General features: G+C 62.6%; 23 protein-coding genes, 1 tRNA gene and 1 pseudogene. 11 read left to right on the top strand and 14 right to left on the bottom strand.

The features are described 5' to 3' along the window. Positions 1-136: 136 nt before the first annotated feature. The 8 genes from ACSKT0_RS15430 to ACSKT0_RS15465 all read right to left on the bottom strand — a co-directional run bounded on the left by ACSKT0_RS15430 (position 137) and on the right by ACSKT0_RS15465 (position 8,280). Positions 137-934 carry an IclR family transcriptional regulator gene (locus tag ACSKT0_RS15430; RefSeq protein ID WP_437770580.1) on the bottom strand — a complete coding sequence of 266 codons (798 nt, stop codon included), beginning with the start codon at positions 932-934 and terminating at the stop codon, positions 137-139. Between the two features lie 276 nt (positions 935-1,210). Then, positions 1,211-1,747: a methyltransferase family protein gene (locus tag ACSKT0_RS15435; protein WP_437770581.1), complete on the bottom strand. Its 537-nt coding sequence runs from the start codon at positions 1,745-1,747 to the stop codon at positions 1,211-1,213. Positions 1,748-1,856: 109 nt separating this feature from the next. Next, positions 1,857-4,853, bottom strand: coding sequence for a GH92 family glycosyl hydrolase (locus tag ACSKT0_RS15440; RefSeq protein ID WP_437770582.1), 2,997 nt, complete (start codon positions 4,851-4,853; stop codon positions 1,857-1,859). Positions 4,854-5,069: 216 nt separating this feature from the next. After that, the gene (locus tag ACSKT0_RS15445; RefSeq protein WP_437770583.1) at positions 5,070-6,131 is read right to left on the bottom strand and encodes a LacI family DNA-binding transcriptional regulator; all 1,062 of its coding nucleotides are present in this window, start codon (positions 6,129-6,131) and stop codon (positions 5,070-5,072) included. Between the two features lie 132 nt (positions 6,132-6,263). Beyond that, positions 6,264-6,339: transfer RNA gene (locus ACSKT0_RS15450), tRNA-Val, on the bottom strand. A 56-nt stretch (positions 6,340-6,395) separates the two neighbouring features. Continuing rightward, positions 6,396-7,352 carry an NAD-dependent protein deacetylase gene (locus ACSKT0_RS15455; protein ID WP_437770584.1) on the bottom strand — a complete coding sequence of 319 codons (957 nt, stop codon included), beginning with the start codon at positions 7,350-7,352 and terminating at the stop codon, positions 6,396-6,398. 5 nt (positions 7,353-7,357) lie between these two features. Beyond that, positions 7,358-7,861 carry a peroxiredoxin gene (locus ACSKT0_RS15460; protein ID WP_437770585.1) on the bottom strand — a complete coding sequence of 168 codons (504 nt, stop codon included), beginning with the start codon at positions 7,859-7,861 and terminating at the stop codon, positions 7,358-7,360. After that, on the bottom strand, positions 7,858-8,280 hold the full coding sequence (locus ACSKT0_RS15465) for a DUF3052 domain-containing protein (protein WP_059387755.1): 423 nt from the start codon (positions 8,278-8,280) through the stop codon (positions 7,858-7,860). The genes ACSKT0_RS15460 and ACSKT0_RS15465 overlap by 4 nt, the downstream gene beginning before the upstream one ends. Before the next feature lie 399 nt (positions 8,281-8,679). On the opposite strand from ACSKT0_RS15465, the gene aceE reads away from it, so the two are divergent. The 6 genes from aceE (at position 8,680) to fabF (ending at position 16,705) form a co-directional block, all read left to right on the top strand. Beyond that, the gene (gene aceE / locus ACSKT0_RS15470; protein ID WP_437774047.1) at positions 8,680-11,448 is read left to right on the top strand and encodes a pyruvate dehydrogenase (acetyl-transferring), homodimeric type; all 2,769 of its coding nucleotides are present in this window, start codon (positions 8,680-8,682) and stop codon (positions 11,446-11,448) included. Between the two features lie 204 nt (positions 11,449-11,652). Continuing rightward, positions 11,653-12,897: a PucR family transcriptional regulator gene (locus ACSKT0_RS15475; protein WP_345449981.1), complete on the top strand. Its 1,245-nt coding sequence runs from the start codon at positions 11,653-11,655 to the stop codon at positions 12,895-12,897. Between the two features lie 88 nt (positions 12,898-12,985). Then, on the top strand, positions 12,986-13,915 hold the full coding sequence (locus ACSKT0_RS15480) for an ACP S-malonyltransferase (protein WP_437770586.1): 930 nt from the start codon (positions 12,986-12,988) through the stop codon (positions 13,913-13,915). After that, positions 13,912-14,973: a beta-ketoacyl-ACP synthase III gene (locus ACSKT0_RS15485; RefSeq protein ID WP_437770587.1), complete on the top strand. Its 1,062-nt coding sequence runs from the start codon at positions 13,912-13,914 to the stop codon at positions 14,971-14,973. The genes ACSKT0_RS15480 and ACSKT0_RS15485 overlap by 4 nt, the downstream gene beginning before the upstream one ends. 110 nt (positions 14,974-15,083) lie before the next feature. After that, positions 15,084-15,329, top strand: a complete 246-nt coding sequence (locus tag ACSKT0_RS15490) for an acyl carrier protein (RefSeq protein ID WP_028267518.1) — start codon at positions 15,084-15,086, stop codon at positions 15,327-15,329. 140 nt (positions 15,330-15,469) lie between these two features. Next, the gene (fabF, locus tag ACSKT0_RS15495; RefSeq protein WP_241710849.1) at positions 15,470-16,705 is read left to right on the top strand and encodes a beta-ketoacyl-ACP synthase II; all 1,236 of its coding nucleotides are present in this window, start codon (positions 15,470-15,472) and stop codon (positions 16,703-16,705) included. Positions 16,706-16,815: 110 nt separating this feature from the next. Here the strand turns inward: fabF and ACSKT0_RS15500 are convergent, their stop codons facing one another. The 5 genes and pseudogenes from ACSKT0_RS15500 to ACSKT0_RS15520 form a co-directional block, all read right to left on the bottom strand. Then, positions 16,816-17,319 carry a DUF3145 domain-containing protein gene (locus ACSKT0_RS15500; RefSeq protein ID WP_078108617.1) on the bottom strand — a complete coding sequence of 168 codons (504 nt, stop codon included), beginning with the start codon at positions 17,317-17,319 and terminating at the stop codon, positions 16,816-16,818. Between the two features lie 260 nt (positions 17,320-17,579). Further along, positions 17,580-18,506 (bottom strand): tyrosine recombinase XerC, encoded by a 927-nt coding sequence (locus ACSKT0_RS15505; RefSeq protein WP_437770588.1) that lies wholly within the window; start codon positions 18,504-18,506, stop codon positions 17,580-17,582. A 56-nt stretch (positions 18,507-18,562) separates the two neighbouring features. Next, positions 18,563-18,754: a hypothetical protein gene (locus ACSKT0_RS15510; protein ID WP_437770589.1), complete on the bottom strand. Its 192-nt coding sequence runs from the start codon at positions 18,752-18,754 to the stop codon at positions 18,563-18,565. A gap of 63 nt (positions 18,755-18,817) precedes the next feature. Beyond that, on the bottom strand, positions 18,818-20,044 hold the full coding sequence (dprA, locus tag ACSKT0_RS15515; RefSeq protein ID WP_437770590.1) for a DNA-processing protein DprA: 1,227 nt from the start codon (positions 20,042-20,044) through the stop codon (positions 18,818-18,820). An 11-nt stretch (positions 20,045-20,055) separates the two neighbouring features. After that, positions 20,056-20,667 (bottom strand): annotated as a pseudogene (locus ACSKT0_RS15520) (ATP-binding protein); the annotation flags it as partial. 120 nt (positions 20,668-20,787) lie between these two features. Between ACSKT0_RS15520 and ACSKT0_RS15525 the strand changes: the two are divergent. Then, positions 20,788-22,158, top strand: coding sequence for a recombinase family protein (locus ACSKT0_RS15525; protein ID WP_437770591.1), 1,371 nt, complete (start codon positions 20,788-20,790; stop codon positions 22,156-22,158). On the opposite strand, the gene ACSKT0_RS15530 is transcribed toward ACSKT0_RS15525, so the two are convergent. Beyond that, positions 22,121-22,699 (bottom strand): hypothetical protein, encoded by a 579-nt coding sequence (locus ACSKT0_RS15530; RefSeq protein WP_437770592.1) that lies wholly within the window; start codon positions 22,697-22,699, stop codon positions 22,121-22,123. The genes ACSKT0_RS15525 and ACSKT0_RS15530 overlap by 38 nt on opposite strands. 239 nt (positions 22,700-22,938) lie before the next feature. Between ACSKT0_RS15530 and ACSKT0_RS15535 the strand changes: the two genes are divergently transcribed. Genes ACSKT0_RS15535 through ACSKT0_RS15550 form a run of 4 tightly spaced genes read left to right on the top strand, consistent with a single transcriptional unit; the run spans position 22,939 to position 23,785 of the window. Then, a complete protein-coding gene (locus ACSKT0_RS15535) occupies positions 22,939-23,112 on the top strand; it encodes a hypothetical protein (protein WP_437770593.1) in 174 nt (57 codons plus the stop codon). A 2-nt stretch (positions 23,113-23,114) separates the two neighbouring features. Next, positions 23,115-23,315 carry a hypothetical protein gene (locus tag ACSKT0_RS15540; RefSeq protein WP_437770594.1) on the top strand — a complete coding sequence of 67 codons (201 nt, stop codon included), beginning with the start codon at positions 23,115-23,117 and terminating at the stop codon, positions 23,313-23,315. Next, positions 23,308-23,610, top strand: coding sequence for a hypothetical protein (locus ACSKT0_RS15545; protein WP_437770595.1), 303 nt, complete (start codon positions 23,308-23,310; stop codon positions 23,608-23,610). Before ACSKT0_RS15540 ends, ACSKT0_RS15545 begins: the two co-directional genes overlap by 8 nt. Then, the gene (locus ACSKT0_RS15550) at positions 23,594-23,785 is read left to right on the top strand and encodes a hypothetical protein (protein WP_437770596.1); all 192 of its coding nucleotides are present in this window, start codon (positions 23,594-23,596) and stop codon (positions 23,783-23,785) included. The genes ACSKT0_RS15545 and ACSKT0_RS15550 overlap by 17 nt, the downstream gene beginning before the upstream one ends. The last annotated feature ends 75 nt before the right edge of the window (positions 23,786-23,860 follow it).

A 23,860-nucleotide genomic window follows, 5' to 3' on the forward strand; every position in this document is an offset into this window, starting at 1 on the left:
AGACCCCCGTTGGCCTGGCGAGATAGTGTCAGCCGCCATGGCGTGAATCACTATAGTGAACAGAGTACAGCACGTTGTACAAGTTTCAAGTGGTGTAATCAGATTTAATTATGACCCCGCCCGGGCGGCACATCAGTTAGCCCATCGGGTTGCCCAGTGAGTGGGCGAGCTCCTTGAGTTCCTTCACCATGAGGGCAGCCTGTTCCTCGGAAAAAGTGGCCTTCAGGGCAGTCACCGAGAGACCGAGGCTGGGGCCATGTGCTCCGTGGGTAGGGACGGGCACGGCAAGGCACACCACGCCGAGCGTGGATTCCTCGTCCTCCAAGGCATAGCCCTGCTTGCGGATCGCGGCCACCTGGGCCTTGAGCTCAGCAGCACTCCGGAGGGACTTCGGGGTCATGACAGGGAGCTCCACGTCGTCCGGGAACATCGCCTCAATGTCATGGTCGTGAAGCTGGGCCAGGAGAACCTTCCCGACGGCGCTCAGGGAAAGCGGCATTTTGTCGCCGATGTTCGACGTAAGCCGGACAGCCGGGTGCCCTTCGTAGCGCGCCAGGTAAATGATGTGATCGCCGTCGATCATCGCAATCCGCACTGTTTCGCCTGAGAGCGTTGGTGCCTGCTCGCAGAACTTGTAGAACTCCTGGACTTCATCGAGCCGGCTGAGATAGGCGGCGCCAAGTTCGACCAGCTTCCGGCCAAGTGAAAAGTCGGCACCTTCGCGGGTAATAAGCCGGGCTTCTTCAAGAGCCATCAGCAGGTTTGACGTGGAAGACTTCGGAATCCCGAGCTCCCTCGCAAGATCGCTGAGTGTCAGGCGGCCCGAAGGTGCCTCGGCCAAGGCATCCAGGACCGCGGCCGCGCGGGTCACGGCAGGCGCCGGCGAGGAGCTCCCCAGTCCTTCGGCGGAACGGGGGGTGCGGGAATCGGCCATGATTCTCCTTCGCAATCGTGCGTCTGGCGCAGAGTGGGCGCGTGCCAGGCAGAAACGCTACCCGGGGGCAGCGGAACTTCGATCCGAGGCAATCACGCTTGTTCAATCCACTGAACAACCACCATCATAGTGGCTTGGTTCTGGGATGGGACGCGCCGAACGGAGAACGGCTTCCTTTCCATATCCAAAAATTCTCTGTATATTCATCTATGAGCTCTCCACCGCGGCATCCCCCAATAGTCGCGGTGGAGAGCTCTTCCAATTTCCGGCAGCGGATCAGGCTCGACGGTAGCTCTGCTGCCAAGGAGTGAGCCGTGGCAGCCAGCGCGGGACGTTGACACGGTAGTCCTCATACTCGGCGCCGAACTTGCGTGCCAGCGTCGGCTCCTCATATAACCTGACGAAGGCCACCACGGGAACTGCGCCCAAAGCCGCCAGGACGAACAGCTTCGGCTGTCCCAGCAGGAGGCCCTGTCCGGTGATCGCGGCGCCAATGCCCACGTAGATGGGGTTCCTTACGAACCTGTAGAAACCGCTGACAACAAGGTTCTTCGGCGGAGCAAAGGGCGCCGGCGTGCCTAATCCTTCAAGGGCGAACCGCGCAAAAGAATTGGTGATCACCGCCGTGCCGACGCCGATCAGGAGAACACCTGCGCACTGGGCCGCCAGTCCGCCCGGCACGGGCTGTTTCACTTTCCAGCGGGTCACCACCCATGGCAACAGACCGGCGACGGTTGCCGGGGCTGCGGCGAACACCGCCGTTCCGATTTCCGCCAACCTCTTCTCACGTGCTGCATCTCCGGATGCTTTCATGCTGCCATTCTGAGCCGCCAAACGATTGGCCACAACCACTGGAGGCGAACGAACCCGGAATAAAGGAAAAGAGCCCCTGAGCTGCGTTTCCGCAGTTCAGGGGCTCCTCCTAGCCGTTCGCTCGCTTGCGGCGAATCACCAAGGCCGAGCCGAGTGCAATGGCGGCGAGAGCCGCGAACATCAGTGAGAAAACGGTTGGGGCCATGCCAGTGTCGGCCAGTCCGCTCGCCGCCTTAACGGTGGTGCCGGTGCTTCCGGTGGTCGGGGGGACCACCGGAAGCACGGTAACGCCCGAGTCGACGGGCGGATTGACGGGCGGATTGACGGGCGGATCGACCGGTGGATCGACCGGCGCCGCAGTGACCTCGAGCGTGAGGTTGGCCGAGTTCGGCTCGAACAGCGCAGGCGAGAACCGCGGCGTGTTCGTGGCGCTGGCGATAGTCACCACGCCGCTCACGGTTCCGGCCGCTGCGAACGTCGATGTGGAACTGATCACCCACGCGCCGTTCTTCTCCGTAACTGTTGCCGCGACCGGGTCTCCCCCTGCCCACGAGACCGTTGCCGTGATGGGCTCAGCAGCAGGGCCGGCGAAGGTGACCCGCGCGACTTCGATGGTCTTCTCCCGGCCCGCGATCACGGTCAGGTCCGCACCCGGAACTATCACAGGAGTGGCCTTGCGCGGCGCGGAAACACTCGGGATCCAGTCCTTCTGGGCCGTCGCCCAGTCGAGGCCTGCCTTAGTGCCGGACAGTGCGAAGTCGAGTCGGCCGCCGTTCCGGAGCTCGTCCACATCGACCCAGGCAGCCGTGTGCACTTTGTCGTTCACGGTCACACCAGCAATGTAACTCGGAAGCTTCTCTTTCGCGCCTGCAGCAGTGATCAGCAGTTTTTCACCGCTCTCGAGGGTAATCGTGGCGGCCTGAACCTTGGGGGCGTTGAGAGCCATGATCCCCGAGCCGGGCATCACCGGCTGGATCCCGAGCGAGGCCATCACATACCAAGCGGCGAGAGTGCCGAGGTCATCATTGCCGACCCCGCCGCCGGGGGTGTTCGGGAAGCGGTTGAGATTGGCCGCGAGCACGTCGTTGGTCTTGGCCGGTTCACCGACGGAGCCGTACAGCCAGGGGTTCATCATCATCGGTTCGTTGCCCGGGTTGTACCCTATGCTCGTGTAGTACGTGCTGCCACCCGCAGCCCAGCTGCTCGGAGAGACCCCCGGAGCGGACTGGAGGGCCGGCTGGTTGAAGTAGTAGTCGAGTCGCTTGACGAACTCCTCGCGACCGCCCATCTTCTGCTGCAGACCGACCACGTCCTGCGTCGCCATCCACTGGTAGTGCCACGGGGTTCCCTCGTGGAAACCGGACCTCGTCACATCCGTGCGTTCCGGAACCGAGACGAACTGGCCCTCGGGGTTGACGGCGTTGACGATGCCCTTGAAACCGCCGCTGAGTGTGACTTCCGGGTTCCAGAGCTTCGTCCAGTTGGTGCCGCGGGCCAGGAACTCTGCCGCTTGGCCTGTCTTCCCAAGCCGTTGCGCAGCGGCTCCGATGCTGGCGTCCGCCGCGGCGAACTCCATCGTGGCCGAGCCGCCGTGACGGTACTCTTCGTACTGGCCGCCGAGGCCGCCGCCCCACTCCGGGTAATAGGGGATGTGGCCGTTGGCCAGGTAGAACGCGGCGCTCTGCCGGCCGACGGACGCGACGCCGGCGGGTGGCGCCGTAGTGGCGTTCTCGACGAGGTAGTCCCACATCCGGCCGGCGATGTCGGCTGGCACGGTCCCGAGCGTGAAGTTCTCGGCGATCCAGGGCGAGACCGGGTCGCCGGCCATAATGTTCGTCTCGACTGAGCCGAGCGACCAGCGCGGGAACCAGCCGCCCTCGACCCGGGCCTGGTACATCGAGCGCACGATGTCGGCGGCGCGGTTCTTAGCGAACAGCGCATGGAAAGTCGACTGCGTGCGGTATGTGTCCCACAGCGAGAACGTCTGGTAGTAGTTCCAGCCATTGGCGGTGTGCGTCTTGGCGTCCATTCCTGTGTACCGGCCGTCGACGTCGCTTCCGATGGTCGGCGACAGCAGGGTCTTATATAGCTGGGTGTAGAAGATCTTGCGCTGCTCGGCGGATGCCGTGATGTCGAACCGGCCAAGTTCGGCGTTCCAGGCGTCGCGGGCTTTCGCGCGGATCTGATCAAACGGCAACCGCGTGCCGTCGGCGGTCGCCTCGGCGATCCGGTTGCCGCGGGCGCCTTCGACGCTCACGTACGAGACCCCGACGCTCACCTCGACATCGCGGTCGGTCGTCGTATCGAAAGTGGCGACGAAACCGTTGTTGCCGTCGGTGACCTCACTGGAATTCCGGCCGACGACGAACTGGGCGTTGTTGCCCCAGGTGCCGGTCGACAGCGGAGCGCGGTCAAAAGTGGCACTGAAGTAGTAGCGGGACTTTTTCTCGTTTCCGCTACAGAACCCACCGTTGTCGATCCAGCCCTCGAGGGTGGTGCCATCGACCCAGGAGACCGAACTCGCGCCGGCAGTGCGCAGCGTCTGACCCGTGTTGAACGAAAGATTGGAGGTCTTGCCAGCCGGGAAGGTGTACCGGTGTGCGCCCACTCTGGTGGTGGCCGAGAGATCGACCTTGACGGCGTTGTCGAGAGTCACACCGTAGTAACCGGCTGTGGCGGATTCACTTCCGGACTGGATGCTGGTGAACCGTCTCGAGGTGGTGGGCGTGGCGGTGGTGCTGGGCGAGACCAGGAGTTCACCGGCGGCCGGACAACCCGCACTGTTGACGTGCCGGTGGCTGAATCCCCACACGCGACCGGCGTTGTTGCTGTACGACGTGGAATCGTAGCTGTTGGTGTTGTCAGGGCTGAGCTGCACCATTCCGAACGGGAGCGTCGCCCCCGGATAGGCGTTGCCCTCGCTCTCGGTTCCAACGAACGGGTTGACCTCGTTGGAAAGGTCGGTGACGGTCGGAGCCGCGGATGCTTCGACCGGAGTTCCGATTGCGAGCGCGGCCGCAACCGCCATGGCCGGCGCGAGCCGCGTTCGCCGAGGCCTTCTCAGGATCCGTGGGCGTACAGCCGGACTGTCGTGTGGGCTTGACATCGTGGGGTGTCCTCCTTGACCTGACTCACGGGCATCGAGCTTCAGCGCTCGTCGCTGCTGTCCGCCGCCAAGAGCTGACGGGGCAACAGCTCGTGGAAACGTTTCCACGCGGCCGAGTCTACTCAGCACACCTCGACCGAGTCAACGCCGGAGAAGTAAATAGCGACCGAGAAGAATGCCCGGTCCAGGGGATTTATAGGGGCGTCCGAACTGGCGTCAGCGGGCGGCGAGCACCGCGTCGCGGCTCAGCTCTCCCGAGCCCCGCACGATGAGACGGGTGTTCAGCGTGACGGTCTGCGAGGGCGAGACATCGCCATCCAGACGCTTGTAGAGCATCCTCATCGCGATCTGTCCCATCGCCTTCGGGTCCTGCGCCACTACTGTGATCCCGGGCACGACGACGTCGGCAAGTTCGAAATCGTCGAAACCCACGATGGCCAGCGAGGTGTTGTGAATGCGCAAGGCGCCGATCACGTTGATGCTCGTTCGGTTGTTTCCGGCGAAAACCGCGGTTGGAGGGTCATCCGACGCCAGCATCCGCCCGAGGGGCTCGTCCACCGGGTCGCGGGTCGTCGCGCTGGAGTAGACGAGTTCGGGGTCGAAAGGGATGCCCGCTTCCTCGAGTGCGGCCCGGTAGCCGGCGATGCGCTCGCTTGCGGTATAAAGGTCCGGCCGATCAGTGAAGCAAGCGATCCGCCTATGCCCGTAGCCGATGAGATGCGCGACGCCGGTGCGCGCGCCGCCGCGGTTGTCCACGATCACGGCGTCGACATCCAGCTCCCGCGGCGGGCGGTCGACGAAGACCATGCTCGTACCGGCGTCGAGCTCCGCACGCAGGTATTCCTCCTCGCCGCCTTCGGGGAGAGTAATCACCAGGCCGTCGACCCGGCGGGCGCAGAACGTGAGGATCATCTTGCGGGCGCGCTCCGGGTCTTTGTCCGAGGAGGCGGTCAGGAGCACTGAATCGCGGCGCAGGACCTCCTCCTCCACCGAGCGGTTAAGCAGGGAGAAGAACGGGTCCGCGACATCCTCGACCAGCAGCCCAATGCTTGCCGTCGCTCCGGTTCTGAGCATCCTGGCACTGTCGTTGCGGCGGAATCCGAGCCTGTCGATCGCAGCGTTGACCGCAGCGACGCTCTCCTCGCTCACGTTCGACTTGCCGTTGACGACACGGGAGACCGTGCCGACACCGACTCCGGCGACCCGAGCGACGTCTTTCATTGTGGCACGGGCGTTCGGACGCTCGGCAGCCACCCTCAACCCGTCACCTGCGTCCATTTCCGAAACCATTCCGCGACGCATCTTAGCATCGCGATCGGCGAAGAAGACCCCCAGGGAGTCCGGGACGTCTGCGCGAAAAAGAAAAGAGCCCCTGAGCTGCGTTTTCGCAGTTCAGGGGCTCTTTTAGCCTGGTGGGTCCTACCGGGATCGAACCGATGACATCCACGGTGTAAACGTGGCGCTCTACCAGCTGAGCTAAAGACCCAATCACTGATTTCAGCGCCTTCGGCGCTTCAACCAACGAACATGTACTCTACCGGATCATTCGCCTGGAACACCAATCGACCGACCTGGAGGCGGCAAATCGGGAAGCTCGGCGGCAAGCCAGGCCAGCGCGCCGCTGACCCCGGCTTCCACTTTGAGGTCAGCGAACCCGTCGCCGCGGGTCGGCCCACGGTTGATGATCACTACCGGCTTGCCGAATTTGGCTGCGTGCCGCACGAACCTCAGCCCGCTCATTACCGTCAACGAAGAACCTGCGACCAGCAACGCCCCCGCTTCGTCCACCATGGAATAGGCGCGCTGCACCCGGTCCCTGGGCACGTTTTCTCCGAAATACACGAAGTCGGGCTTGAGCGTTCCCCCGCACACGGGACAAACAGCGACGACGAACGATCGGATGAGCTCCGGATCCTCCACTGAGGCGTCGGCGTCAGGCGCCATTTCCACGACGCCGGAAGCCTGCGCGGCTTCGAGGAAGCCGGGATTGATCTCCTCAAGAATCGACGCCACGAGCCGCCGGGTAAAGACGTGTCCCTGGTCAAGGCAGATCACGCGATCGTAGCGGCCGTGCAGGTCCACCACATTGTTGCTGCCCGCGTCCTCGTGCAGCCGGTCGACGTTCTGCGTAATGAGCCCCGTGATCAGCCCGCGGCTCTCGAGGAGTGCGACGGCGGCGTGCCCCGTATTGGGGTCCGCATGCCGGAGGTGCGACCATCCAAGGTGGTTCCTCGCCCAGTACCGGCGCCGGTTGGCGGCGCTTCCGATGAACTCCTGGAAAGTCATCGGATTCCGCGGCGCGGCTCCCGGGCCGCGGTAGTCAGGGATTCCGGAATCAGTGCTGAGGCCGGCCCCCGTCAAGACAGCAAACCGCTTGCCGCCGAGAATCCTGGCGGCGCGGCGCAGAAAGTCCAACTCGCCTGCATCCAACTCAACTGCGGGAGCCGGCGGAAGTATGGCGAAGCCGGTCATTCCCACGCCGGGCCGTTGGGCACTCATCTGCGCTAGGCCTGGCCCAGTGCGGACAACGCCTCGCGGTATTCCGCCAGGTCGCGGGCCTGGCCGCGCGGATTGACGACGACATAGCGGATGATGCCCGTCGCATCGATGATGAAAGTGCCTCGCAAGGACATGCCGGTAGCTGCGTCAAACACGCCATACTTCTCGGCTACTTCCCCGTGCGGCCAGAAGTCCGCCAGGAGATCGAACTCGTAGCCTTCCTTCTCCGCGTAAGCCCGCAAAGCAAACTTGCTGTCTACCGACACCCCGAGGACTGTGGCGTTGGCATGTTCGAAAATACCCAGATTGTCGCGGATCTCGCACAGCTCCCCGGTGCAGATTCCAGAGAAGGCGAACGGATAGAAGACCACCACCACGTTCCGGCCGCGAAGCTCGGACAAGCGCACTGGCTCCCCGAACTGGTTCACGAGCTCAAAATCCGGTGCTTCCTGGCCCACAATGGGAACTCCCGGACGCAGCCCGGGAGGGGTCAACCTCGTGTGTGTCACTTGTTCTTCTTGCGCGCTACAAGCCGCGTGGCGCTCCAGTCCTTGGAGACGCCTGCGGAGGTAGTGCAATGCAGGCCAGCGGTGGGAGCGGCGTCCTGAATATCCGACGGCGAGACGTAGTTGTCGCGACCCGATTTGGGGGTCAGCACCCAGACCACGCCGCCTTCACCCAAGGTGGTCAGTGAATCAACTAGTGCGTCGACAAGGTCTCCATCACCATCGCGCCACCAGAAAATGACCGCATCCACTACCTCGTGATCGTCTTCGTCAAGCAGCTCGGAACCTGTGAGTTCCTCAATGTCATCACGCAAATCGAAATCGACATCATCGTCGTAACCGAGTTCCTGAATTAGATCCCCATCTTTGAAACCCAATCTTTCCGCCACATTTACCGATGTGGCGGCGTCGGCCTCGCTCACGTTTCCTCCTCTTGAAGTGATTTCGATTACTACAAGCCAACACCCTTTGGGCGTGTGCTTCAAGCCATTGTCCCGCGTTCCACCATAATCCGCGCCCCAGCCACGGCTAAAGCATGGCTACATTCGGGGCCATCGCCAGGACTGCAGCTACAACTGCCTACGATGTAACAGCTTGAGTGTGACATACAACGCCTTCACGACCGCGCGGCTACGCATCGCGGCTCGTACAAAGCTACAGTGGCCAGTGAAGACTTTGGCTGCAGGGCAACCGCCCGCCGCGAATAGCGCAGCTTGAGCTCAAGAGAACCTGTCCGGCGCACATGACCGGGCTGTTGTAACCGATATGTCGCACACGCCGCGTTCATGACGGGCAGTTACCCTGCCGGACCTGAGGCGACGATGAATGCGCCAAAAGAGAGGTTGGACGTGGCTGCAGGAGAAGAGACCTCACACATCCTTAGCGGGTTGACTTCCCAGCTGCCTGATCGTGATCCGGAAGAGACTGCCGAGTGGGTTGAGTCTTTGGATGCGTTGATCAGGGAGCAGGGCACGGAGCGGGCGCAGTTCATCATGCGCAGCCTGCTTCAGCGGGCGGGGTCCCAGTCGGTGGGGGTGCCGATGGTGACGACCACCGATTACGTGAACACGATCCCGGCGGACCAGGAAGCACCGTTCCCGGGCAACGAGGAGTTCGAGCGCCGGTACCGGGCGTACATGCGCTGGAACGCGGCCGTGATGGTGCACCGGGCCCAGCGGTCCGATATCGGGGTGGGCGGGCACATCTCCACCTATGCCGGGGCCGCGACCTTGTACGAGGTCGGCTTCAACCATTTCTTCCGCGGCAAGGACCACGCCTCGGGCGGGGACCAGGTCTTCTTCCAGGGACACGCGTCCCCGGGCATGTACGCCAGGGCGTTCATGGAAGGCCGGCTCTCGGAGGAGGACCTGGACGGGTTCCGGCAGGAAAAGTCCAAACAAGGCCACGCCCTCTCTTCCTACCCGCACCCGCGGCTGATGCCCTCGTTCTGGGAATTCCCGACCGTGTCCATGGGCATCGGCCCGATGAACGCGATCTACCAGGCCCAGTCCAACCGCTACCTGCGCGACCGCGGCCTCAAAGACACCAGTGACCAGCAGGTCTGGGCGTTCCTGGGCGACGGGGAAATGGACGAGCCCGAGTCCCGCGGCCTGCTCCAGCTCGCCGCGAACGAGAACCTGGACAACCTGAACTTCGTGATCAACTGCAACCTCCAGCGCCTGGACGGACCCGTCCGCGGCAACGGGAAGATCATGCAGGAACTGGAGGCGTTCTTCCGCGGCGCGGGCTGGAACGTCATCAAGGTCGTCTGGGGCCGGGAATGGGATGACCTCCTGGCCAAGGACACCGACGGGTCCCTGGTGAAGATCATGAACGAAACCGTCGACGGGGACTACCAGACCTACAAGGCCGAATCCGGCGGGTTCGTCCGGGAACACTTCTTCGGGAAGACCCCGGCCACCAAGGACATGGTCGCGGACCTGGACGACGAGCAGATCTGGAACCTCAAACGCGGCGGGCACGACTACCGCAAGGTCTACGCCGCGTACAAGGCCGCGGTCGAGTTCAAGGGCAAACCCACCGTGATCCTGGCCAAGACCGTCAAGGGCTACGGACTCGGACCCCACTTCGAGGGCCGCAACGCGACCCACCAAATGAAGAAACTCACCATGGAAGACCTCAAGGCCTTCCGCGACCACCTGCGCATCCCCATCACCGACGAGCAGCTCGACACCGACCTGTACCGTCCCCCGTACTACCACCCCGGCATGGACGCCCCGGAAATCCAGTACATGATGGACCGTCGCGCAGCCCTGGGCGGGTCCGTGCCCGAACGCCGCTCCACCCACACCCCCGTGGTGTTGCCGGAAGCGAAGTCCTACGAGGTCGCCAAGCGCGGCTCCGGCAAGCAGCAGGCAGCCACCACCATGGCCTTCGTGAGGCTCCTGAAGGACCTCATGCGGGACAAGAACTTCGGCAAACGCTTCGTCCCGGTCGTCCCGGACGAGTCGCGGACCTTCGGCATGGACGCGTTCTTCCCGACCGCGAAGATCTACAACCCCAAGGGCCAGAACTACCTCTCCGTGGACCGGGACCTCGTCCTGGCCTACAAGGAATCCCCCATGGGCCAGCTCATCCACCCCGGCATCAACGAAGCCGGCGCCGTCGCGGCCTTCACCGCCGCCGGCACCGCCTACGCCACCCACGGCGAACCCCTCGTGCCGATCTACGTGTTCTACTCCATGTTCGGCTTCCAACGCACCGGCGACGCCTTCTGGGCCGCCGCGGACCAAATGACCCGCGGCTTCATCATCGGCGCCACCGCAGGACGGACCACCCTCACCGGCGAAGGACTCCAACACGCCGACGGACACTCCCCCATCCTGGCCTCCACCAACCCCGCCGTCCTCACCTACGACCCCGCCTACGGCTACGAAATCGGCCACATCATCCGCGACGGACTCGAACGCATGTACGGGGAGAACTCCGCGGACCGGAACCTGATGTACTACCTCACCGTGTACAACGAACCGATCAGCCAGCCCGCGGAACCGGAAAACCTCGACACCGAAGGCCTCCTGAAGGGCATCTACCTGCTCGCCCCGGCGAAAACCGACGGGCCCCGCGCGCAGATCCTGGCCTCCGGCGTCTCGGTCCCCTGGGCCCTGGAAGCCCAGAAAGTCCTCGCCCAGGACTGGGGAGTCTCCGCCGACGTCTGGTCCGTGACCTCCTGGAACGAGCTCCGACGCGACGGACTCGCCGCCGAAGAACACGCCTTCCTGAACCCCGGCGAAGAACCCCGCACCCCGTTCGTCGCCCAGCAACTCGCCGGCGCCACCGGACCGGTCATCGCCGTCACCGACTACATGAAGGCCGTCCCGGACCAGATCCGCCAATTCATCCCCAACGAATTCGCCTCCCTCGGCGCCGACGGATTCGGATTCTCCGACACCCGCCAAGCCGCACGACGCTTCTTCAAAAACGACACCCACTCCATCGTCGTGAAGACCCTGCAACTACTCGCCCGCCGAGGCGAAGTCGACGCACAAGCGGCTGCCCAGGCAATCGAGAAGTACAGTCTCCTCGATGTCAACGCCGGCACCACCGGCGGGGCAGGCGGCGAAAGCTAAGCCTCCAGCGAAGCAAAACGAAGCCAGCAACATCTCGACGGCGGTCCACACCGAAAGGTGCGGGCCGCCGTCGGGCTTTAAGATCGGGTCTTCAACGATCGACCCACAGCATCAATTAGCGCAGCAAGCGCGTGACGCGCACCAAACGCAGTTGTAGCCTTCGCACAAATGGAGCTTGTGGATGATGCGCCGTATGCTCAAGGAATGGCAGAGCCGATTCAAACCCCCGCGAAACGCAAAGCGGCCGCGCGGACAGTAACACCGGAAAAGGCGGAGACTCTCAAGCGGCTCCGCGCCAATGTGGGGCAACTGTCCACCACCACCATGCGGAAGCTCGAGAAATCACTGCCTTGGTACAGCCGGCTGAGCTCCGACGAACGCTCAGCCTTGGGCCTGGTTGCCCAAAACGGAATCGCGGCCTTCGTGACGTGGTACGAACGGCCGAGCTCTCCGTCCTGGATCCTGACGGACGTCTTCGGGAACGCTCCCACCGAGCTGACCCGCTCCATCAGCCTGCAAAAGGCCCTCCAGCTGATCCGGATTGTCGTCGAGGTGGTGGAGGACCAGGTCCCTGTGATCGCACCGGAAGCCGACCAACCCTCCTTGCGCGAAGCAGTCCTGCGGTATTCGCGGGAAGTGGCATTCGCCGCCGCGGATGTCTATGCCCGCGCCGCCGAGTCCCGCGGTTCCTGGGACACGAGGCTCGAAGCCCTAATTGTGGACGCCATCCTCCGTGGCGAGAATACCGATGCCCTTCGTTCCCGCATCGCGGCCCTCGGCTGGAAGGCCCAGGAGCGATTCACGGTGATGGTGGGAAACTCGCCGTCGGAACCAAGCGCAAGCTATGTGAGCGAGTTGCGCCGGACCGCCGGACGCTATTCGGAAGACGCCCTGGTGGGAATCCAGGGCGACCGCCTGATCCTGATTCTGGGTGGCGTGCAAGACCGCGACACCGCGTACCTGAAACTCAGCGAACTTTTCGCCCCGGGCGCGGTGGTCTACGGGCCCGAGGCCAGTTCCCTGTTGGAGGCAAGCAGCTCTGCCCAGGCAGCCTTTGCAGGGCTCACCGCTGCCAAGGCTTGGCCTTCGGCTCCGCGACCGGTAGCCGCGGACGACCTCCTCCCGGAACGGGTGGTCTCAGGTGACGACGCCGCCCGCCGTTCCCTCATCAAGAACATTTACCGGCCGCTCCTAGCCGCTTCGAACGGCCTTGTCGAAACCCTCGGCACTTATCTGGAACTCGGCCATTCCCTCGAAGCGACTGCCCGCGAGCTGTTCGTCCACGCGAACACCGTACGGTATCGTCTCAAGCGCGTCTGCGACGTCACAGGGTGGGACCCGCTCCTCCCTCGCGAGGCTTTCGTGCTTCAAACTGCGTTGGTTGTGGGCAGGCTTTCGGCCCAGCCAAAGGCGACGTCGGAGCGTCACGGTACCCGATCCGCGGGTTGAACCGTTGTAGACTTCCTACAAACTGACCCAGTGAGCTTGGTGTACGCAAACACCAGTAGTTCACGCGGCAATTTGGAAAGCTGGTTACGTGCTTGCAATCGTCTGCCCTGGACAGGGCTCCCAGACCCCTGGATTTTTGGCCCCTTGGCTGGAGCTCCCTTCCGTAGAAGGCCATTTGGCCTCCCTGAGCGAAATCGCAGGCATCGACCTCAAGGCCCACGGCACCACCTCCGATGAAGAAACCATCAAGGACACCGCCGTCGCGCAGCCCTTGATTGTTGCCGCAGGGCTCGTGGCAGCGAAATCGCTGTTCGACGTCGAACTCAGTACCCTTCCGATCGTCCTTGCCGGCCACTCGGTCGGCGAGATCACGGCCTCGGCGCTTGCCGGTGTCCTGAGCGAAGAAGAAGCTATGACGTTTGTCCGTGAGCGTGCCAACAACATGGCTGCCGCCGCGGCGGTCACCCCCACCGGAATGAGTGCCGTCGTCGGCGGCGATCCGGCCGAGGTGCTGTCCGCTATCGAGGCCGCCGGCGCAACTCCCGCGAATGTCAACGGCGCGGGCCAGACCGTAGCCGCAGGAACGTTCGAACAGCTCCAGGCACTGGCTGACAACCCTCCGGCCAAAGCCAGGGTCATTCCGCTGAAGGTCGCCGGAGCGTTCCACACTTCCCACATGGCTCCGGCTGTGAGCGCGCTTGAAGCGCTGCGGCCGTCCCTCAAGCCGCAGGCTCCCACGGTTCCCTTGCTCTCGAACTTTGACGGCCAGGAGGTCACGGACGGCGGTGCCGCCGTCGAAAGCCTGATCGCCCAGGTCTCCCGCCCGGTCCGCTGGGACCTGTGCATGGAGAACCTGGTAAAGCGCGGAGTCACTGGACTCATCGAGCTGGCACCGGCGGGTACCCTGGCAGGCCTCGCCAAACGCGGCATGCCGGGTGTGAAGACCGTTGCCGTCAAGACCCCGGATGATTTGTCCGCCGCACTTGCACTCTTCGCGGAATTGGAGGGAGACGCATGAGCGCCCCCGTACTCAAGCAGGCACCGACGAACGCATACTCGCGCGTTATCGGCATCGGAGCATACCGCCCTGACATCGTCGTCACGAATGACGACGTTTGCCAGTGGATCGATTCCTCGGACGAATGGATCCGCCAGCGCACGGGCATCGTGACCCGCCACCGCGCCGCGGCCGATGTGAGCGTCATCGACATGGCCGAGGGAGCAGCCCGCGAGGCACTCAAACAGGCCGGCATTGAGGCTTCCCAGCTGGGTGCCGTCATCGTCTCCACCGTTACGCACCCGTATGCCACGCCATCCGCGGCTGCCGCCCTCACCGACCGTTTGGGCGCCACCCCGGCACCGGCCTTCGACATCTCCGCGGCTTGTGCGGGCTACTGCTACGGCATTGCCCAGGGCGATGCCTTGGTCCGATCGGGCGCGGCTGAATACGTCCTGGTGATCGGGGCCGAGAAGCTCTCGGACGTCATCGACAACCATGAGCGAACCATCTCCTTCCTTCTCGGCGACGGTGCCGGCGCCGTGGTCATCGGCCCGTCCGATACTCCCGGCATTGCCCCGTCCGTCTGGGGATCCGATGGCAGCAAGTGGAACGCAATTGGCATGACGCATTCCCTCGACGAAGTCCGCAACCTGGGCGAGTCTGCCCGCCATTCGGACGAATCCGACGATCAGGCCATTATTTCCGCAGCGCAGGATGTCTGGCCGACGCTCCGCCAGGACGGCCAGACGGTGTTCCGCTGGGCCGTCTGGGAAATGGCGAAGGTTGCCCAGCAAGCTCTCGACGCCGCAGGGATCGAAGCCTCGGATCTGGCGGCATTTGTCCCCCACCAGGCAAACATGCGGATCATCGATGAAATGGTCAAGAAGCTCAAGCTTCCCGAAACCGTGGTGGTTGCCCGGGACATCGCTGATGCGGGAAACACTTCTGCCGCCTCTATTCCGCTGGCCACGCACCGGCTCCTCAAGGAGAACCCTGCGCTCAGCGGTGGCCTCTCCTTGCAGATCGGCTTCGGTGCCGGTCTTGTGTTTGGTGCCCAGGTAATCGTTCTTCCGTAGTTTCGGACCGCGCCTACCTTCCAATTGAATAGTGCTTTGAAACCCAAGCCGTAACCGCGGTTTGCCCCCATTTCCGGCAATAGCCGGCACAACAAGAAAAGGAGCCAACAATGGCTAGCAACGAAGAAATCCTGGCCGGCCTGGCTGAAATCGTGAACGAAGAGACCGGCCTCGCCACCGAAGCCGTGGAGCTGGACAAGTCCTTCACCGAGGACCTGGACATCGACTCCATCTCCATGATGACCATCGTCGTCAACGCTGAAGAGAAGTTCGGCGTGCGCATCCCGGACGAAGAGGTCAAGAACCTCAAGACCGTCGGCGACGCCGTCAACTTCATCTCGAACGCACAGGCCTAGCCTGGCCTCAACTGTGCCGGACTTCGGGTGCGCCCTGTTGCATCCGAAGCCCGGCACAGCTGCTATATCTCCCAGAGTTTTTTCCTGCCTCCCCAGTGAGAACAGCACGTGGGTTGGCTGATCCGACAGAGAGTGATCTCATGGCACGCAAAGTAGTCATAACCGGTCTGGGCGCCACAACGCCCATCGGCGGCGACGTCCCCACGATGTGGAAGAACGCGCTCAAAGGGGTCTCCGGTGCCCACACACTCGAGGACGAGTGGGTTGCCAAGTATGACCTTCCGGTCCACTTTGCCGCCCGGTGCTCGACGCCGGCCCTCGAGGTTCTGAGCCGCGTTGAAGCCAAGCGCATGGACCCGTCCACGCAGTTCGGTGTCATCGCCGCCCGCGAGGCCTGGGCGGATTCCGGTATCACCGAAATCGACCACGACCGCCTTGCGGTGGCTTTCGCCACGGGCATAGGTGGCGTCTGGACGCTCTTGGACGCTTGGGACACGCTGAGGGAAAAGGGCCCCCGTCGGGTTCTTCCCATGACGGTCCCGATGCTCATGCCGAACGGCGTCGCCGCCGCGGTCAGCCTTGACCTCGGCGCCCGCGCCGGTGCACACACTCCGGTTTCTGCTTGCGCTTCCGGCACCGAAGCGATGCACCTCGGCCTGGATCTCATCCGCTCGGGCAAGGCCGACGTCGTCGTGTGCGGTGGTGCCGAAGCCGCCATCCACCCGATGCCCCTCGCCGCGTTTTCCTCGATGCAGGCCCTCTCCCGCCGCAATGACGATCCCGAGCACGCTTCGCGGCCGTATGACCGCGACCGAGACGGCTTCGTCATGGGTGAAGGCGCCGGCGCCCTGGTCCTGGAAGCCGAAGAGCACGCGATCGCCCGCGGTGCGCGCATCTATGCTGAGCTCGCCGGTACTTCGGTCACAGCCGACGCCTACCACATCACGGCACCGGACCCGGAAGGCCTGGGCGCTACCCGCGCTTTGAAGGCTGCCATGTTCGATGGCCGCATCCAGGCCGAGGACGTTGTGCACGTCAATGCCCACGCCACCTCGACGCCTGTCGGTGACAAGCCCGAGTACACGGCGCTCCGTGCCGCACTGGGTGCCCACGTCGACAATGTGGCGGTCTCCGCCACGAAGTCGCAGATGGGCCACCTGTTGGGCGCTTCAGGGGCCGTAGAAGCAGTGCTGACTGTTCTTGCCGTCTACGAACGCCAGGCTCCGTTGACCATCAACCTTGAGAACCAGGATCCGGAGATCCCGCTCGACGTCGTCACTTCGGCACGCACTTTGCCTGCCGGCGACATCGTCGCTTTGAGCAACTCCTTCGGTTTCGGCGGCCACAACGCCGTCATCGCCATCCGCAACGTCTGACAGTCGCTGCAGGTTCGAGGCACAAGAGGAGGGCCCCACCGTGGTGGGGCCCTCCTCTTTGCTATGGAAAACAGTCTCGGTACTTTGTTCCCTGTCCGAGATGGTGTTGCCTAACCGACCTGGTGGAGCCAGCGCACAGGGGCGCCTTCAGCGGCGTGGCGGAACGGCTCGAGCTCTTCGTCCCAGGCTTCACCGAGCGCCAAGGATAGTTCGTGGTAGACGGCGGCAGGATCTCCAGCACCCGACTCGTAGGCGTAGCGGATTCGGTCCTCTGTCACCATGATGTTGCCATGGACATCCGTGACGGCATGGAAAATTCCCAGCTCCGGTGTGTGCGACCAACGCGCGCCGTCCACGCCCTGGCTCGGCTCCTCGGTCACTTCGTAACGAAGGTGCGCCCACCCACGCAGAGCCGAAGCCAGCTGCGCGCCCGTTCCAGGGACTCCCGCCCAGGAGAGCTCAGCGCGGAACATTCCGGGCGCGGCAGGTTGAGGGGTCCACTCAAGATCGGTCCGCTTGTCAACGACCGATCCGATGGCCCACTCAACGTGAGGGCACAACGCGGTAGGGGCCGAATGCACAAACAAGACACCGCGGGTTATTGCAACAGACATTCCATCCTCCATAGCTGTAGGTACGTCTTCCCCAACGACCTCTGCCTGGATGAAATTTTGCTGCGCGGGTGCCGCGCTGTTCTGGTTTCCCTACCTATCTATGATTTTTTCCGCAACGGAAGAACATTCAAGTTTTGGTTGAAAGTTTCCCCACAGTGCTTTCATTTTGCCGTACAGACCGGAATTACGCCAGTGCGATTCCCGGACAGACGGATTTCCTTCCTTGGGACTCCTCGAAGTGTTGCACGGTTTCCAGGTCTCTAAGCGCGGGGATGGGCCTGCTGATAGCTCTTGCGAAGCCGGTCCACTGACACATGGGTGTAGATCTGGGTTGTTGCGAGGCTGCTGTGTCCCAGAATTTCCTGCACGGCACGCAGGTCCGCCCCGCCGTCGAGCAAATGGGTTGCGGCAGTGTGACGAAGGGCGTGGGGTCCGGTTGCCGCGGTATCCCCGAGGGCCGCCAGGAGGTCGTTGACGACGCTGCGGGCCTGGCGCTGATCGATGCGGTTACCCCTGGAACTGAGGAAGAGTGCCGGTCCGCTACGCTCTGTTGCGAGCCGTGGACGGCCGCGACGGAGCCAGTCGTCGACGGCGAGGGCGGCCGGGACCCCATAGGGCACCGTCCGTTCCTTGTTGCCCTTGCCGAGGACGCGGAGAGTCCGGCGGTCCGCATCGAGATCGTCGATGTCCAGGCCGGCGAGCTCGCCGACGCGGATCCCCGTGGCGTAGAGCAGTTCGACGAGGGCGCGGTTTCTCAACGGCATCGGAAAGCCGTCCGCGGCTGACTCTGACAGGTTTTCGAAGATCCTGGCGACCTGCTGCTGGTGAAGGACTCCAGGGAGCGTGTGGTCCCGCTTGGGGGCCTGAAGGCGAAGAGCAGGGTCTGAGGCGATGAGTTCTTCGCGCAGGGCCCAGGAGGTGAATGCGCGGGCCGTCGCGGCATGCCGGGCGAGTGTTGCCCTGGACTTGCCGGATTCGCTTTGCGCCCCCAGCCAGCGCCGGAGGGTGCCGAGTTCCAGTTCTGCGAGCTGCCCTACGCCCTCCGCCACAGCGAAGCGCAGCAGGCTCTCGACGTCTGCGATGTACGCCCGCACCGTGTGGGCGGACCTGGCCCGTTCACTTTCGAGGTAACGCCGGAAGTCCCGAACGGACCCGGCGAGTGCTTCGGGGAGCGGATTCTCTTGCACACTTCCACTGTGCCAGCCGCGGGGCCCGGTGGCTGGCATTGCCACGTCGGCCACGTTCACCTATGAGCGATGGACCTGTACATCCTGTAGTACTGCCACAGGAGCAACCCCTGCCAGACGGCGAAAAGAACCCAAAGCCACACCGGACCACGGCCGCCTTGGACGAACAAGACTGCTCCCACGATCAGCAAGAGCCCGATTTGCTGTCCAATCACGAACTTCGCGGGTTGCGCCATTGACTTCATCATGTCCACATCATCCTCATCGAAGCTACGTCAACCTGCGCTAACTGATAGTCGACTATCTATAGTTTATTCCTGTTTCCCCGCCCTCTTCCAGGCGCCGCTCACTGATACCGCCAAGCCCAACAAACTGAGGCGCCCAAGACCTGCCCTGACAGACTCGGGGCTGAGTCCCGCAACGATCGCGAGCTTCTCCACCGAGCTCGTCGAGCGGACGGGCAACGCGTCGAGCAGGATCAGGTCCTCGAGGGTGAGCCCGTCGTGGTCCGAGGCTGCCGTTTCCTTGTCCCCGACGAGCCCCTCACCGCTCGACCCCGCCAGTTCAGCGATCTCCCCGACGTCCGTGACGCAAACAGCCCCGCCATCCCGGAGGAGCCGATGGCAGCCGGCAGAGTTGGCGCTGTGGATGGACCCCGGGACCGCGGCGACCGACCTGCCGATGGATTCAGCATGATGGGCCGTATTCAGTGCACCCGAACGCCATCGCGCTTCCACTACCACTGTCACGGATGCCAAGGCCGCGATAATCCTGTTCCGCTGGAGGAACCTGTAACGGGTGGGTGCCGAGCCCGGAGGAACCTCGGCGATGACCGCACCTTGGTTTGCCACGGCACGCAACAGATCCTCATTTCCGGATGGATAGTATCGGTCCACTCCCCCGGCCATCACCGCGATGGTCGGCATGTCGTTTGTGCCCCCGGCCAAGGCCCCGCGGTGTGCGTGGGCGTCGATCCCGTAGGCCCCTCCGGACACGACCGTGCAGCCACGCTGACCCAGCCCATAGGCGAAATCACCCGTGACGGAGGCCCCGTAGCTCGTACTGTCCCGCGAGCCGACAAGCGCCACGACCCGACGTACGGGTGGGAACTCCAATTCGTGTCCCCGCCACCACAAGCACAGCGGTTCATGAAGGCCCAGGTCTGCCAACTGCGCGGGCCACAGCGGGTCCCCAGGGATGATCATGCGGCCACCGAGGCGTTGCATCGTGGCAAGATCGCGTTCCGGGGCAAGGTCCGGGATCCGGGGCGCCCACCGGAGCAACGCAGCGGCCAATCCGGCCCCGGCGGAAGAAACCCCGCTGTCCACCAACAAGGAAGCCACTTCCTGCTCAAGCCCGGGTCCGGGAGCGAGCTCGCCGATCGCGATTCTGAGGCCATCAACGGCCCCGGCGGCCTGCACCAGCGCGAGTCCGGCGGCATCCTGCGGTTCCATCAGCCGCGATAGCGCTGCCCGGGCAAATCGCTCCCTGCTCCGGTCTGGAACATCAGAGGTGAGCTGCTGGCCGAGTTCAGTCATGGCGTGTCCTTTCATGCGGCCGCAACCGCCTGCCGCAAGCCGAGGGCCTGTCCTATGTCGTCGCTGTGAGGTTGGTCCCTGTGGCCCAGATCAGCAAGGGTCCAGGCGAGACGCAAGACGCGGTCATAGCCTCTGGCCGTGAGGATTCCACGTTCCAGGGAAGTATCCAGAATCTTCGTGGTCGCGGAAGGGAGTCGCAGTTCGCCGCGCAGTACACGCCCGGGAACCTGCGAGTTGGTCTCCATCCCTAAACTCCCCAAGCGTTCGCGTTGCCGCGACCGGGCGGCATGGACCCTCCCGGCGACAGTAGCTGTGTCCTCCTCCGCACCGGATTGCCCAAAGTCCGCGAGGGAAACACGTTCCACCTGGAGCTGGATGTCTACCCTGTCCAGCAACGGCCCGGACATGCGCCCGAAGTAGCGGCGACGCATCACCGGGGTGCAGGTGCAATCGACTCCCTTGCCGGTGGCCTTCCCGCACGGGCAAGGATTCGCCGCGAGGACCAGCTGGAAACGGGCCGGATATGCGGCCGTGCCTGCGGAGCGATGGATGACGAGTTCTCCGCTTTCCAGAGGTTGCCGCAGGGCGTCCAGGACCCGGCGTTCGTACTCGGGTGCCTCATCGAAGTCTTGACGACACACCCCACTAGGCGCATAATCATGCACAGTAACGCATATATGAATAGTCCACGTTTTGCCATCTACGCCAGAATCAGCCGCGACCGAGTAGGAGCGGGCTTAGGCGTGGACCGTCAGACCAGGGATTGCACAGACCTCGCAGACCGCCTTGGCGGCACCATCGTTGCGACCTTCACAGACAACGACATTTCGGCATATTCCGGGAAGCACCGGCCCGGATACAAGTCCCTTCTTGAGACTATGCAGTCGGGGGAGATCGACGGCGTTATTGCCTGGCACACCGACCGCCTCCACCGTTCCATGGTTGAGCTGGAGAGCTACGTGTTGGCCTCCGAGGTGCATAGTGTTGCAACTCATACCGTCAAGGCCGGCGTGATTGACCTGTCCACACCAAGCGGCCGTCTGGTAGCTCGCCAGTTAGGGGCAGTGGCTCGTTACGAGGTCGAACATGCTATCGAGCGACAGAAAGCGGCCAAGCTTCAAGCTGCCAAGGCGGGCCTTCCAAGCGGTGGCAACCGCGCCTACGGCTACGAACAGAACGGCATGGTCATCATCGAGCATGAGGCTGCCGTGGTCCGCGAGGCCATCGATCGCTACGTAGCAGGTGATTCATGGCGCACCATTGCCCTTGATCTAAACCAGCGCGGCATCCGGACGGCCAAGGGGAACCTCTGGACTCCTATCAACGTGCACAACGTCGCTAACAGGAAACGCAATATCTCCATCAGGGTCCACAACAAGGATGAGTACCCGGCTCAATGGCCAGCACTCGTCAGCCTTGAGACATGGGAAGAATTGCAGCTCGCCATAAGGAGAGGTCAGGCCCTCTACGGACGGCGCACCTATGCTCGCAAGCACCTGCTAACTGGATTCGTCTTCTGTGGGCTCTGCGGCAACCGCATGACCATCGTCAACGCTCAGCAGCGAGACGGCAGCTACTCCCCTGCTTTTAATTGCCGGAAGAAGGACGTGCACGGTCGGCCAACCGGCTGTGGCAAGGTCAAGCGCAAGCAAGCTCCGGTTGAAAGCTTGGTCACGGAATGCCTGCTCTACCGCCTGGATACGCCGGACCTGACTGAGCTGATCAATCACAAGGACTCGTCTCCAAAGCTCAAGCAACTGCTCCACGACCAAGAGGCTCAAACCATTCGGCTTACTGAGATTCTGAACCTCTATTCAACCGGCGCAATGGACCTAGCTGAATACCAGACCGCCAAGACCATTGCGAAGGGCCACCTAGACTCCCTCAATAAGCAGGTCGATGCACTCACGTCAAAGGCGATCTTGGCTGGCGTGCCGGTTGGCAAGACTGTCGAAGATACGTGGAACAAGGCTGACCTTGAGTGGAAGCGTCATCTTCTAGACACGGTTATCGAGGGCGTCTACATCTACCCGAAGCAACCCGGCGACGGCAAGGCTCGCTACAAACAGTGGATTTTCAATCCTGATCGGGTGGAGATCCGATGGAAGTCATGAACGCCTTCTTGAGCCAATCTAGCTCGCTCCTAAGTTCCTTCACTTCCTTGTCGGTCTGATACAACCGGTCATTCAACTCCGACTGAAGGTGTCGTGCTAGCGCATCAAACTTCTCGTCAGTTGAACCGTACTCGTCCGCAAACAACTTATTGCGAAGAAGCAAGTTCTCCTCTCGCGACTGTTTGATGATGTGGCGCGCGAACGTCTTCATTGCGCGACGCTCCCAGCGACGCAGCGTGTCCTCCGAAACCGCGAAACCATCCACCGTCATGAGCTGCGCCCGACGCTCAGTCAAAGTCGAGGTGTTTGATGTTGGGCTGTAGACGCTAAGGGCATACTGCAAGGCAGTCGTGTACTTGTCTTTTGGCATATCAAGCATGGCGTACTTGACCTCTTGGTCGACGAAGCTGGCGCTCTTTACGCCGAACAGCATGATGATGTTCTTTCCGTACGCTTCAAGCCGCGTTGGCGTAAGGCCTTCGTCCTGGATCAGCCCAGCTAGATCTTCCTCAATGAGTTCAAGTTTCTCTTCGTCATTCATGCGTTCAGTGTAGAAGCCCGAACTGCAAAAATGCTACCTAGTTGCAACCTTGCTGCAAGGTGGCTACGATCTTGCTAGTAGCAAGGATCACCCGGGAGTAACCAGATCATATGCGCGGAACTTGATAACTAAACAGAGGCACCAAGCAGGACACCACGGGATCGGTAACCAACGCACCATCCAGCGAAAGGCACTCAGTGGACGCCAAGAAGCAGAGAAGTAGCTAGGGCGCGCGTCAAATGGACAGCGAACGCATCGCCTACGAACTCGGGTATCAATTCGCCGAGTTTCTTGAGCAGAAGATAGCCGCAACTCAGCGGTCCGACACCGCGCAATTGAAGCGCACAATCTACCGGCGTCACCCCAACGGCGACGTCGAGGTCATTGAAATCATCATGCAAAGCGGGAGGTAATTATGTCTATTCAGGAGCAATTGGAAGTTCTAAAATCAGCGCTCAACATCGTTCTGTTCGTTTCGTTGCCGGCCATCATTATCGGCTGGTACACCGTAGCGAAGTGGGTCCTGGGTAAGGCCGACCTCATCGCTGAAGATGCCAGGGCCACGCGGCGCTTCAAGGAGATCTACAGGTACGAGCGCGGTGATGATCGTGTCTGATTCCCTCTACACAGCATGGGGAGCCTTCCTCTTCATGATGATCGTCGCCACTCCGTTCGTGATCCTCATCTTGACATTCGTGATCGTCAATCGCCGTCGGATGAGGCTTCAGTACGGACGGGACAAGGCGTCCGCCAAAACGGCAATCATGCAAGGCATGTATGACCAGCAGGTCAACCGTGAAGCCATTGAAGAGCTCCTGGCAGAAGGATCTGTCTATATGGAAGAGGAGCTACGCATTCAGCAAATAGCGAAGCACCTCAAAAGGAAGCAAGGCGGTGAGCTCGATGCTTAAGAAGGTCTGGGAGCTCATGCTGGTGATCGTTCTTTTGGTCGTCGGCTTGACGATCGCATCAGAAGCAATCAAACCGTACCTGCCACTACTCGGCATCGGGATCGTGCTAGTAATCCTCGCCGGATCTATTTGGGCAGTCATAAGGATGCTGAACGGTCGCGGTATCAAGGGCTAGTCGAAAAGGCCGTGTCGTGTCACAGTAATAGTGATATGGCACGGCCTTTTCATTGCATCCAACTTTTCATTCTCA

Origin of the sequence: Arthrobacter sp. KNU40, assembly GCF_051515115.1 — a bacterium.
Taxonomy (GTDB): Bacteria; Actinomycetota; Actinomycetes; order Actinomycetales; family Micrococcaceae; genus Arthrobacter.

Excerpts from the sequence above, each read along its gene's own strand:
- fabF (WP_241710849.1), top strand. The coding sequence starts at position 15,470 with ATGGCACGCAAAGTAGTCATAACCGGTCTGGGCGCCACAACGCCCATC.
- ACSKT0_RS15485 (WP_437770587.1), top strand. The coding sequence starts at position 13,912 with ATGAGCGCCCCCGTACTCAAGCAGGCACCGACGAACGCATACTCGCGC.
- ACSKT0_RS15535 (WP_437770593.1), top strand. The coding sequence starts at position 22,939 with ATGGACAGCGAACGCATCGCCTACGAACTCGGGTATCAATTCGCCGAG.
- aceE (WP_437774047.1), top strand. The coding sequence starts at position 8,680 with ATGAATGCGCCAAAAGAGAGGTTGGACGTGGCTGCAGGAGAAGAGACC.
- ACSKT0_RS15445 (WP_437770583.1), bottom strand. The coding sequence starts at position 6,131 with ATGGACGCAGGTGACGGGTTGAGGGTGGCTGCCGAGCGTCCGAACGCC.
- ACSKT0_RS15530 (WP_437770592.1), bottom strand. The coding sequence starts at position 22,699 with ATGAATGACGAAGAGAAACTTGAACTCATTGAGGAAGATCTAGCTGGG.
- dprA (WP_437770590.1), bottom strand. The coding sequence starts at position 20,044 with ATGACTGAACTCGGCCAGCAGCTCACCTCTGATGTTCCAGACCGGAGC.
- ACSKT0_RS15435 (WP_437770581.1), bottom strand. The coding sequence starts at position 1,747 with ATGAAAGCATCCGGAGATGCAGCACGTGAGAAGAGGTTGGCGGAAATC.
- ACSKT0_RS15440 (WP_437770582.1), bottom strand. The coding sequence starts at position 4,853 with ATGTCAAGCCCACACGACAGTCCGGCTGTACGCCCACGGATCCTGAGA.
- ACSKT0_RS15430 (WP_437770580.1), bottom strand. The coding sequence starts at position 934 with ATGGCCGATTCCCGCACCCCCCGTTCCGCCGAAGGACTGGGGAGCTCC.
- ACSKT0_RS15540 (WP_437770594.1), top strand. The coding sequence starts at position 23,115 with ATGTCTATTCAGGAGCAATTGGAAGTTCTAAAATCAGCGCTCAACATC.
- ACSKT0_RS15490 (WP_028267518.1), top strand. The coding sequence starts at position 15,084 with ATGGCTAGCAACGAAGAAATCCTGGCCGGCCTGGCTGAAATCGTGAAC.
- ACSKT0_RS15475 (WP_345449981.1), top strand. The coding sequence starts at position 11,653 with ATGGCAGAGCCGATTCAAACCCCCGCGAAACGCAAAGCGGCCGCGCGG.
- ACSKT0_RS15455 (WP_437770584.1), bottom strand. The coding sequence starts at position 7,352 with ATGAGTGCCCAACGGCCCGGCGTGGGAATGACCGGCTTCGCCATACTT.
- ACSKT0_RS15500 (WP_078108617.1), bottom strand. The coding sequence starts at position 17,319 with ATGTCTGTTGCAATAACCCGCGGTGTCTTGTTTGTGCATTCGGCCCCT.
- ACSKT0_RS15510 (WP_437770589.1), bottom strand. The coding sequence starts at position 18,754 with ATGATGAAGTCAATGGCGCAACCCGCGAAGTTCGTGATTGGACAGCAA.